Genomic DNA, 10,874 nt, shown 5'->3' with positions numbered 1-10,874 from the left:
CCCACGCCTCCGTGGAGGACGTCCGTGCTGGTCGGACGCCCGGGTCGCGTCCGGTCAGACGCGGTCGAACACGCCCCGCTGCCGCGGGATGCCCGCGGTGATGTCGACGGGCTGGGAGACCCGCAGCACCTCGGAGGGCACCTCCGCGACGTCGGCCCCCTGCAGGCTCGGCGGCAGCGGCGTGCGCGAGGTGTGCAGCAGCCGGGGTGAGCGGTGGCTGCCGCGGACGACGTCGTCGACCCGGACCGAGAGGGCCGGCAGGTCGCAGGCCTCGGCCAGCACCTGACGCAGGCGGGTCCGCTCGATCTCGACCCGCTCGCCCGCCAGCAGGCAGAGGGTCCAGTCGGAGGCGACGTGGGCCAGGGCGGCCTGGTGCGCCCGGTCACGGTCCTCGGCCCAGAAGCCGCTGACCACGGTGACCGCGGGATGGAGGGTGGCCTCGAACGCCGGGGTCCCGGGGGCCAGGTGGTCCCCGGTGTCGTAGACGACGACCTCGTCGGCGACCTGCACCAGGCGGCGGACGTCGGCCTCGAGGGCGGGCGGCGTCGCGCCGTCGTGCAGGACGAGGCACGCGGCGATGCTCGGGCTGCTGGGCATGGTCACTCCTGACGGGTCGTCCGGGTCTGCGGTTCTCGGTGCGGTCGGCGGTCGTGCGTGCGGTCGGCGGGTCGTGGCGGTCGCGTGTGCGGTGCATCACGAGCATCGGACGGGGCGGTCCGGGGGTTACGCGAGACACGAGGTCTTTACACAGCGTTGACGTCACCCCCCGTCGTCACCCTCTGAATGTTTCCGCATTCGGAGAGTCACAGGGGTCGATGACACGCCCTGTTCATGTTCGGCCGCCGTCCGGCCGGTCTGAGGGCTCGGCGGACCGGACCCGGACGCGTTCCCCCGCGGGCGACGGCGACCGTACGCGGCTCACACCCGCAGACCCCCGCAGGCGCTCTCGCAGCCGCTCGTCCGCCAGAGCGCACCGTCGGCCCGCAGCGCCGCCGGCAGGTCGTCGCGACGGACCAGCCGCAGGCCACCGGGCCCGACGGTCGTGGTCGGCCGGGCCGTCGGGCCCGGGGCCGGTACGGAGGGGTCCTGGGCGCCCGGGTTCTGCGGGCCCGGGTTCTGCGCGCTGGGGTTCTGCGCGCCGGGGTTCTGCGCGCCGGGGACCGGGTTCCCGGGCGCGGCGGGACCCGCCCCCGGGCCCGCCGCCGGGGCGACGTAGGTCAACGCCGCGGGGAGCACGCTGCTGCTCAGGTCGGGCGCGAAGATCGTCACGTCGTAGGCCCCGGGGACGCGGGCCGGGACCTGGACCACGAGCCGGTCCGGGGCGGCGGAGACGATCCGGGCGGGCGCCGTGTCCCCGACCCGCACGGCACGGACGCCGTCCAGGTCGGACCCGGTCACGACCACCTGGCCGCCCGTGGTGGACACCGTCGAGGGCGCCAGCGAGGTCACCCGGAACCGGCCCACCCCGCCGAAGGTCGTCCGGGTGGGTGCGGGAGCCGGGCCCGTCGCCGGACCGCTCGCCGGACCGGTCGGACGGGTCGACGGGGTCGCGGGGTTGGCTGCGCCGGCGGACGGGTTCGGGGACCCGGCCGGCGGGTTCAGCGGTGCCGGGTTCGCGGGTGCCGGGTTCGCGGGTGCCGGGTTCGCGGGTGCCGGGTTCGCGGGTGCCGGGTTCGCGGGTGCCGGGTTCGCGGGTGCCGGGTTCGCGGGTGCCGGGTTCGCGGGTGCCGGGTTCGCGGGTGCGGGGTTCGTCGGAACCGGGTTCGTGGGTACCGGATTCACCGGCGCCGGGGAACCCGTCGACGGTCGAGAACCACCCGGGGCCGAGACGCCCGGACCTGGACCACCTCCCGGGGTCGTCGGCGCCGGTGCCCCCGGGGTGGGGGCGGATCCGCCCGGCGTCGAGGGTGCCGGCGAGGGTGCAGGGGTGGTCGAGGGAACCGGGGCGGGGGTCGGGACGGGCGTCGCGGTGGGCTCGGTCACGACGAGCGGGACCCACCGCGCCGCGCCGAGATCGTTCCCGTCGCGTTGCAGGCGTGTCCCGAGCGCGAAACCCCCCACCGGCAGGGCGAACCCGAGCCCGACCCGGGCCGTCCCGAACGAGCTGCGGCGTCCGAGGTCGACCGAGAACTCCCCCCGGTCGTCGGTCGTGGTCGTGACCCCGTCGACGGTCACCGGGACCCCGGCGGCGGCCCACAGGTCCCCGTCCTGCTCGGTGACCAGCGTGCCCCGCAGGGCGTAGGCGCCGGCACCCGCCCCGCTGCCCAGGCTGACGACCGGGAACTGCCCGTCGGCGGGCACGGTTCCCGCCCCCGAGAACGACCAGCTGACCGCGTCGGTCCCCAGGGCGGCGAGCGACAACCGGCCGCCGCTGACCGAGCGTCCGGCGAAGGCGGGGACTTTCGTCGTGCCCGCGAGGAGGGCGGCCTTGATCTCGGCCGCGGTCCAGCCACGGTGCGCGGCTCGGTACAGGGCCACGGCGGCCGCGACGTGCGGGGCCGCGTCCGAGGTGCCGCTCCACACCGTGTAACCGCCGGCGCGTTCCGGGGCCACGGTGAGTTCTCCCGGGGCGAAGAGATCGACGGTCCGGGACCCGTAGGCGCTGTGCGCGGCCACCGTGTCGGCCGAGGTGGAGGACCCCACCGCGACGATCGCCGGTTCGGTGAGGCTCGCGGGGTAGGTGGGTCGCGCGTCGCGGTCGGCGGAGTCGTTGCCGGCCGAGGCGACGACCAGCACCCCCTTGCTGCCCGCGTAGGCGACGGCCGAGCGGAACAGGTCGGTGACGCCGCCGGCTCCGAAGGAGCAGTTGACGACGTCGGCCCCGTTGTCCACCGCGTAACGGATGGCCTGCGCCGCCAGGTTCATGTCCAGCGTGGAACCGCCGCCGACGGCGAGCGGCATGATCGTCGCCTCCGGGGCGACCCCGGCCGAGCCGCGACCGTTGTCGGCACGGGCCGCGATCGTGCCCGACACCATGACGCCGTGCGCGTTGAACCCGGCGTTGTCGACCGCCGGGGAGTTCGCGTAGAAGTTCCAACCGTGGCAGTCGCCGGCCTTGCCGTTGCCGTCGCTGTCGACGCTGTTGCAGGGCTGGTCGGGGTTCGTCCAGAGCGCCCCCTGGAGGTCCTCGTGACCGCTGGCGAAGCCCGTGTCGATCACCGCGACCACCGTTCCGGCCCCGCGTCCGCTCCCCCACCCGTCGGGGGCGGCGACGTCGGCGCCGACGACCGCCCGCCCGTCGTAGGCGTTGCGACCGGTGTTGCGCAGGTTCCACCCGTAGCGGCCGAACAGCGGGTCACCCGGGTCGGCGGCGCCGTCCAGCGTCGCCTGCAGGCTGGGCCGCACCGCGCCGACACCGGGCACCGCGGTCAGCGCGGCGGAGCCGGTGGACGTGGCCACGAGCAGGGTCCCGTCGGTCAGTGGTTGCGCGCTGGCCACCCCGGGGACCGCCTCGAGGAGCCGACGCACCGGGTCGTCGACCGGGGCCGGGGCGAGCGGCGCACCCGGCAGCGAGACGCGGCGCGAGGACGCGTCGGTGACGTACCAGGTCGCGTCGTCGTGACCCTCGAACTCCCCGCCCCGGCCGAGGTCGGCGTGGGCCAGGTCCAGGAGCGTCGGGTCCACCGCGGGCAGCGCGGGCCGGGCCCCGGCCCCCGCTCCGTCGTCGACGGTCACCACGAACCGGTCCAGCCCGTCGCCGGGACCGAGCCCGGCGGCCAGGGCCGGTCGGTCCTGACCCGGTCCGAGGACGGCCGCGACGGTGGCCGTCAGGACGAGGGCCGCGGCCAGACCGCCGGCGAGGAAGGTGCGCACGGGGTCGTGCTCGGCGGCGTCGGAGCCGGACTGCAGTGCCGCGCCCGAGGATCGCTCCCCCGCCGCGCGAGCAGGCGACGGGCTCACCCGGTCAGGTCAACGGCGCCCGACGACCCGCCCGCCGGGCGAACTCGTCGAGGGCGGAGGTGATCTCCGGGGCGTGCCAGCGCCGCCCGCGGCGCCGCCCGGAGAACTCGACCACGACCCCGGCCTCGGCCAGGGTGGCCAGCGCCTTGGCCGCGTTCGCCGGGGTCACGCCGACCGCGCGGACGACGGCGTCGACGTCGAGCACCGGCTGCCGGAAGAGCAGGTCCACGACCGCCCAGGCCGCGGCCCCCTCCCGCGCCCGCACGACCGTGCCCCACCGGCGACGCACGTCGGCGAGGTCGGCGACCAGCCCCCGGCCGTGGGCCACGGCGTGCTCGGCCGCGGCCGCGAACCGCGCCACGATGGGTTCGGGGTCACCGCGTCGGTAGGCGCCCAGGGCGTCGACGTAGGCGTCGGTCTCGCGCAGCAGGCCGGCCGAGACGGGCACCACGACCCGGCGGGCCAGGCCGCGTCGCCGCAGCAGCGCGTGCACCAGGGCCCGACCGGTCCGGCCGTTGCCGTCGACGAAGGGGTGGATGGTCTCGAACTGCGCGTGGGCCACCGCGGCCTGCACCAGGACCGGCAGGTCGTCGCGGCGCAGGAACTCCATGAGGTCGGCGACGAGGTCGGGGACCAGCTCGGCGTGCGGGGGGACGAAGTCGGCCTGGTGCGGCCCGAACCCGCTGCCGCCCAACCAGACCTGCTCGGTCCGGAAGGTCCCGGCGTGGGCCGGTTCGGTCTCGTTCAGCAGCGCCGCGTGCATGTCCAGCACGGCCGCGACCCCGAGGTTCCCGGCCCGTTCCACGGCGGCCTCCATGGCCCGGACGTTGCCCAGGACCAGGCCGGCGTTGCGCGGCGCGCCCGTGGCGTCGATCGCGGCCAGCGCCAGCGCGCGGGCCCCGGAGGTGATGTTCTCGATCTGCGAGCTCGAGGCCGACTCCGAGCGCAGCAGCAGCGCCGAGAACGGCAGGGGTGTCCCGGCGTGCTCGGCGTCGAAGCGGGCGATCCCGACGGCCGCGTTCTCGGCCGCCCCCAGCAGGGGCACCGGCAGCCGCGGTGACCGCGTGGCGATGCCGGGTGGGACGGCGCTGCGGTAGGGACCGCGGTGCGCCTCCCGCACCGCGCGCGAGACCAGCTCGGGCGGCACGCTCGAGCGCCACGGGTGCTCGGCCCACCCGACGGCGGGCCACGCCTCGTCCGAACTCATCCCCGGACCTTACTATCGTTTGCGGTCACAAACGATGGCGCGGGTCGTCGCTGCTGTCGGTTGCCGCGCCGGGCGACCGGGGCTCTGCGGCACAGGGGGACCCTGCTCCCGATCATCGAGCACAAGGTCCCCCCGTGCCGGGACGGTGCTACAGGGCGAAGTCGACGAAGACCGGCCGGGCCTCCGCCTGGGCCATCTTGCGCAGGGCGTTGGACTGCGAGCGGGTCTGCACCATCGCTCGGGCGATGCGCTGCGACACGTCGAGCTGGCGCTGGTGCAGCGCCCGGGCCCGGTCGAGGCAGTCGGCGGGGAGTTTCCCGGGGAGCTCGGGGGCCCGCCACACGGGCCGCGGGACCACGTCACCCCCGGCCGCCCCGGAGTGCAGCTGCCGGAGGAGCTCCTCGGCGGCCGTGACGTCGACCTCGAGCTCGTCCAGGGCGTCGTGCCAGGCACGCGAGAAACTCGCCGGGTCGTCCTCGGACGGGTGCGCGGCGGCGGAGCGGGGGCCCGAGACCGAGGTCTCGTGCGGGCTCATGCCAGACCGCTCGCTCCCGCGCCGACCGAGGTCGCGCCCAGGTGCTCGACGGCGGCCTGCCGCCACGCGTCGGCGAGGGGTTCGACGACGAGGGAACGGGCGGCCTTGGTGCGCCCGGCGTCCCCGGTGATGTTGGCCTGGGCCAGCTCGTTCAGCAGCCAGGTGTAGAGGCTGGCGAGGTTCTTGCCGCCCTCCCACAGGTCGACCTTCAGGCTGGACTGCAGCTCCACCACGATGTCCTGGGCGTGCAGGAGGTTCGTGTGGGCGGTCTGCCGGTCGCCACCGGTCTGGGCCTGCTCGGCGCGCTGCAGGTCCTGCACGAGGCGGTCGTAGAGCATCACCAGCAGCGTGGCCGGACTGGCGGTGGCCAGGCCGTCGCTGAGGAAACGGTTGGCGAAACCGGGCCGGCCGTAGGACATGGCGGTCATGCGGAGGTCCTCCTGGAGGAACGCGGGCTCTTGGACTCTTCATCGGCGCGAACGGGCCGGTTCCGAGGCGATCGGGGCACCGATGTCGGGTCGGGAACGACGAAGGCCGCGACCCGGGACGGGACGCGGCCTTCGACCATCGGACTCAGAGGGCGGACAACTGCGAGGACAACCAGGAACCCTGGCTCTTGAGCGATCCCAGGGCCGTCTCCAACCGGGTGTAGTACGACTGGTAGGCGGTCTTCTTGGCCGCCAACCGGTCGTCCCAGTCGCTGATCCGGTCGGTGAGGTCCTTGACCGTGGAGTTCCGGCCGTCGATCGCGGTGGCCAGGCTCCCGATCCCGCTCTTGGTGGCCGCGGTGGCGACCGAGCCGAGCCGTTCCAGCAGGCCGGAACGGGTGTCGGGGGTGCTCAGGTCGGCACCGGCCGGACGAGGCGTCGTGGTGGGGTTCAGGAGGGCCTGGATCCCCTTCGGGTCGGCCTCGAAGGCGGCGACGAACTTGGTGCGGTCGAAGTCCAACGTCCCGCTGCGGTTGGTCTGCAACCCGACCGTGGCCCCGGAGGTCCCGCCGCCGAAGGCGCCGGACACGGCACTCAGGATCTGGGTCTGCAGGCCCCGCAGGGTGGAATCACCCATCAGGGCCCCGGAACCGCTGAGCTTGCCGTCACTGCCGACGACCCCGGCCTTGGTCTGGTTGCCGATCTCGGTGAGCGCGGCGTTGGCGGCGTCCACGACGGCCTTCATCGCGTCCCCGAGCTTGCCGGAGTCGCGGGCCGAGGAGACCGTGACCGTCGCGGCCGGGTCGGCCTTGCTCGCGGTCACCGTGACCCCGGGGATGAGGTCCGGGAAGGTGTTGGTGGACGACTTCACCGACACGCCACCGCTGCCGAGCAGCAGTTCGGCGTCGGTCGCCGAGGAGATCGCGTCGAACTTCCCGGCCTCCGCGTCGGTCCCGTCGGCCTTCTTCAGCTGGAAGTCGCCGGCGGTCCCGGAGTTGGTCGACGTGATCTGCAGGCGGTACTGGTCGGCCGAGATGCGGATCGCGACGGCCTTGACGCCCATGCTGTCGGCGGTGTTGATCGAGGCGGCGATCTCGCTCAGGGTGCCGCTGGTCGGGCTGATGCTGCCGACCTTGGACCCGTTGCGGTAGACGTCGACCGGCAGGCCCAGGGAGTTCGGGTCCACGACGTCGCTCGCGCCCGCGGAGACGTTGGACAGGATCGACTTGGGGCTCGCGAGCGAGTTCACCCGGAAGCTGATCGAGCCCTGGTCGGCGGTGCCGGTGGCGGCGACCGCGACGGCGTCGCTGGACGACTTGGCCGTGACCGGCGACCAGCCGCCGGCCTTGGTGAGGCCCTCGACGGCGGTCTTGAGGGCCGCCATCTTGGTGTTGACCGCCTGGTAACCCTTGATCTCGTTCTGGGCGGTGCTGACGTTGGTCTTCAGTCGGTCCTGCGTCGCCGCGTCGACCTTGACCAACTGGGACACGATGCTGGTGACGTCGATACCGCTGACGAGGCCATCCACTGCGGCCATGAAGCTCGCCCCCTTCCGTGGTTGTGGCTGAGTCTTCGAACACCTCATCGGCAGGTGTCGCGAGGACTTGAAGCGGAATGCGCGCCGGGAACGGCGGATCACCCGATCGGGGCAGCCCCGTCGGCGGAGAGGTCAGACCGCGGCGGACAGGCGCCGGCAGAGGTCGCGGAAGGCGGTGAGGGGGGCCGGGTCGTACCGGCACCCGGAGAGGTCGCGCAGCTCCCCCGCGCCGTTCATCCCGTCCAGCTCCTCCAGCGCCTCGTCGGCGCGGCCGGACAGGCCCAGCGCCTGCCCCCGCAGCCAGCGGACCCAGGCGTCGCCGCGGTCCAGCTCCTCCACCAGGTGCAGCGCCACCGGGTACTCCCCGGCCACGATCAGCACCCGGACCAGGAAGTCCGTGCCGCGCCGCCGCAGGGATCCGTCGGGGACGAGGTCGCGCAGGGCCTCCAGGGCGTCGACCGCCGTCTGCAGTTCCCCGGCGCTGAGCGCGCTGCGCCCGAGGTCGAGCAGCAGGACGGGGAGGTCGGCATCCGCGGTGTCCAGGGCGGCGGCCACGGCTGATCGTGCGATCTGCAGGTTGCGGACCGCCTTGCCCTGCACGACGTCCAGGTCCCGGTAGCCGAGGTGCCGGATCGTCAGCACCGCAGGATCCAGGGGCCAGGTCGTCAGGTCGACCCCCGCGGCCACCGGACGCTCGTGCACCCGACCGACCCACCGGGTCCCGGCCCGGCGGAACAACCGGGGGGCTCGGAACCGGTAGGGCCCGCTGCGCGCGTCGTGGTCGTCGAACTCCACCGACCAGCTCGCGGGTCCGGACGCGTCCAGCGCCGCCCGCAGGCCCGACGGATCGCCGAGGAGACGTTCGTCGGCGTCGAGACTCAGGACCCACTCCCCCGTGGCCAGGTCGAGGGCGGTGTTGCGAGCCGCGGCGAAGTCGCCGGCCCAGGGGTGCTCACCCAGCACGGCACCCGCCCGGCGGGCGATCTCACGGGTCGCGTCGAGCGAACCGGTGTCGACCACGACCACCTGGTCGGCGAGACCGTCGAGGGAGGCGAGGCAGTCCGTCAGGTGCCGCTCCTCGTCCCGCACGATCAGGCAGACCGACAGGGTGCTCATGCGCGTGGTCCGACCGGCGCCAGCAGTTCCGGCGCGAGATCGGCCACCAGGGCCCGGAGGTCGTCGGGGAGGTCGTCGAGCACCTCGACGAGGGCGTCGCGGGCCTCAGCATCGCCGAGCGGGCCGGCGAGGACGCTCAGCGCGGCGACCCGCTCGGGCAGCGGCGCCTGCTCGTCCTCGGCGACGCGGCGCAGCGGGCAGGCCTCGGGGCGACCGGACTCGCGCAACCGCAGGCTCCAGACCAGCAAGCGGTCGAGGCCGAGGCGCGGGGCGATCACCGAGGCCAGCGACAGCGCCCCCACGGTCTCGCGGCCCCCGAGGAACAGCGCCTCGGCCCAGCGATCGGCCTGCTCCACCTCCAGGTGGACCGCCTCACGCAGCGAGCGGGCGAGGAACGCGGCCGGAGCCGTCCGCGCGACCTCGTCGAGGGTGCCGGGCGCGGTCTCGTCGACGGCGACGACGAAGTCCAGGCGGACGTGGGCGGACCCGCGGGCCAGCTGGGCCAGCAGCTCCGTCCGGGCGGCGTCGGCCCCCTCGGCGAGGGCGAGCTGGAAGCGCAGCGGGTCGGCCTCGCCGAGGTCGTAGGGCACACCCCAGAGGTCCTCCGAGGGCACGAGGGCCGCGAGGTGCGCTCCGGCGGCCGCGAGGTCACCGGAGCGGTGCGCGAGTTCGGCCCGGAGGAGGTCCACCCGGGCCGAGGCCTCTCCCCCGGTCGCCAGGCGCTCGATCCAGCGGGCGGCCGCGGCGAGGTCACCCACCACGAGGGCGGCGACCGCTCCGGCGCGGGAGGCCAGCAGGTTCTCGTCGGCGGGGACGTCGGTCCCGACACCGGAGAGCGCGTCGAGCGCCTCATCCCAGAGCCCGGCGGCCGTGCAGGCGCGGGCCAGCGAGGTGCGTGCCGCCGCGGCGTCGCGCCCGCCCGCGTCGAGCCGGGCCACGGCGGCCCGGGCGATGGTCAGGTTGCGTTCGTGCTTGTCCTTGGCCAGGAAGGTCGCCACCTGGTAGCCGGAGTGGCGGATGGTCACCGGCGCCGGGGGTCCGACGCGCAACCGGCGGCCCCCGGGCCCGACCGGGTACTCGTGCAGGGCCTCGGTCCAGGAGGTGCCCGCCCGCTGGAAGACCCGCACCGAGGCCGAGCGGACCTCGTGCTCGCCACCCTCGACGCTGTCGGAGGTGATGTCGATGCACATGGCCTCGTCCCGGCAGCCGTCGACGGCGCTGCGCAGCGCGGCCGGCTCACCGGACAGGATCTCGTCGGCGTCGACGGAGAGCACCCAGTCGGTCCGGGCGTGCTCGAGGGCCCGGTTCCGGGCCGCGGCGAAGTCGTCGTCCCAGAACCCCTCGACCACCCGGGCGCCGGCGACGCGGGCGATCTCCCGCGTGCTGTCGGTGCTCCCGGTGTCGTAGACCACGACCTCGTCGACGAACGGGGTCAGGGCGTCGAGGCAGTCGGTGAGCACCGCCTCCTCGTCCTTGACGATGAGCACGGCGCCCAGGCTGCGGCGGACGGTCGGCCCGCCGACGGTGGCGGGGGTCGCGGGGAGTCGGAGCCCGACGGGGGTGGACCAGGGCAGCCGCCGGACCCGGTCGGCGGGCAGACCCGCCGGGAAGGCCAGGAGCATCGCGTCCTCCCCCACGGTCAGGCAGGCGTTGGGGGTGGCGGCGCCGTCGCGCGCGAGAGCGCCCCACCAGCCGGCCACGAGCCGCAGCTCCGGCCGGAGCACCACGAGCCGGCGGGAACCGTCGGCCAGGGTGCGGATCGCCCCCTCGAACCCCTCGGGGCCGAGCGGCACGTGGCGGACCCGGCGGCCGAGCCGGGGCGGCAACGCAACCCGTCCGCGAGCCAGGTAGCCGATCTCGACGTCCAGCGGGACGGTCTGGAACACCTGCCGCAGGACGGTGGTGAGGTCCTCCACCGAGCCCAGGCCCAGCACGACCACCCTCGCCGACTCGTTCACGCGTCTCCCCCACCGGTCTGCGCCGCCCCGTCCGGTGCTCGGGACGCGTCGACTCCTCCATCGGCGGCGGCAGGACCGGCCTGAGCGGTCGTGGCCCGGGCGTTCCGGGGCGGACGACCTTCGGGGGAACGGCGGAACGGGGTGGGGAGCGTGTGCTCCCCACCCCGTCGCGGTGGTGATGATCAGCCCCGGT

Annotated in this window: 8 protein-coding genes; all 8 read right to left on the bottom strand. The window is 75.0% G+C overall.

Annotation, left to right across the window (positions count from 1 at the left end):
• Positions 1-54: 54 nt before the first annotated feature.
• Complete coding sequence (locus ACFFKU_RS11645) at positions 55-597, bottom strand: glycosyltransferase family protein (protein ID WP_380138116.1); 543 nt, start codon at positions 595-597, stop codon at positions 55-57.
• 321 nt (positions 598-918) lie between these two features.
• Positions 919-3,900: a S8 family serine peptidase gene (locus ACFFKU_RS11640; protein ID WP_380138114.1), complete on the bottom strand. Its 2,982-nt coding sequence runs from the start codon at positions 3,898-3,900 to the stop codon at positions 919-921.
• A 4-nt stretch (positions 3,901-3,904) separates the two neighbouring features.
• Positions 3,905-5,107 carry a Fic family protein gene (locus tag ACFFKU_RS11635; protein ID WP_380138113.1) on the bottom strand — a complete coding sequence of 401 codons (1,203 nt, stop codon included), beginning with the start codon at positions 5,105-5,107 and terminating at the stop codon, positions 3,905-3,907.
• A gap of 148 nt (positions 5,108-5,255) precedes the next feature.
• A complete protein-coding gene (locus tag ACFFKU_RS11630) occupies positions 5,256-5,642 on the bottom strand; it encodes a hypothetical protein (RefSeq protein WP_380138111.1) in 387 nt (128 codons plus the stop codon).
• Positions 5,639-6,070, bottom strand: coding sequence for a flagellar export chaperone FliS (fliS, locus tag ACFFKU_RS11625; RefSeq protein ID WP_380138110.1), 432 nt, complete (start codon positions 6,068-6,070; stop codon positions 5,639-5,641). The genes ACFFKU_RS11630 and fliS overlap by 4 nt, the downstream gene beginning before the upstream one ends.
• Positions 6,071-6,215: 145 nt before the next feature.
• Positions 6,216-7,607 (bottom strand): flagellar filament capping protein FliD, encoded by a 1,392-nt coding sequence (gene fliD / locus ACFFKU_RS11620; protein ID WP_380138109.1) that lies wholly within the window; start codon positions 7,605-7,607, stop codon positions 6,216-6,218.
• Between the two features lie 132 nt (positions 7,608-7,739).
• Entirely contained in the window at positions 7,740-8,723 is a 984-nt protein-coding gene (locus ACFFKU_RS11615; RefSeq protein WP_380138108.1) for a glycosyltransferase, read from the bottom strand.
• The gene (locus ACFFKU_RS11610) at positions 8,720-10,681 is read right to left on the bottom strand and encodes a glycosyltransferase (RefSeq protein ID WP_380138106.1); all 1,962 of its coding nucleotides are present in this window, start codon (positions 10,679-10,681) and stop codon (positions 8,720-8,722) included. The genes ACFFKU_RS11615 and ACFFKU_RS11610 overlap by 4 nt, the downstream gene beginning before the upstream one ends.
• Positions 10,682-10,874: the final 193 nt, after the last annotated feature.

Source organism: Kineococcus gynurae (genome assembly GCF_042433995.1).
Classification (GTDB): domain Bacteria; phylum Actinomycetota; class Actinomycetes; order Actinomycetales; family Kineococcaceae; genus Kineococcus; species Kineococcus gynurae.
The sequence above is the reverse complement of the archived record's forward strand: the minus strand, read 5'-3'. Positions and strand labels throughout refer to the sequence as shown.

Bases quoted from the DNA above. Each gene is read 5' to 3' on its own strand.
- ACFFKU_RS11645 (WP_380138116.1), bottom strand. From the start codon at position 597: ATGCCCAGCAGCCCGAGCATCGCCGCGTGCCTCGTCCTGCACGACGGC.
- ACFFKU_RS11635 (WP_380138113.1), bottom strand. From the start codon at position 5,107: ATGAGTTCGGACGAGGCGTGGCCCGCCGTCGGGTGGGCCGAGCACCCG.
- ACFFKU_RS11630 (WP_380138111.1), bottom strand. From the start codon at position 5,642: ATGAGCCCGCACGAGACCTCGGTCTCGGGCCCCCGCTCCGCCGCCGCG.
- fliS (WP_380138110.1), bottom strand. From the start codon at position 6,070: ATGACCGCCATGTCCTACGGCCGGCCCGGTTTCGCCAACCGTTTCCTC.
- fliD (WP_380138109.1), bottom strand. From the start codon at position 7,607: ATGGCCGCAGTGGATGGCCTCGTCAGCGGTATCGACGTCACCAGCATC.
- ACFFKU_RS11615 (WP_380138108.1), bottom strand. From the start codon at position 8,723: ATGAGCACCCTGTCGGTCTGCCTGATCGTGCGGGACGAGGAGCGGCAC.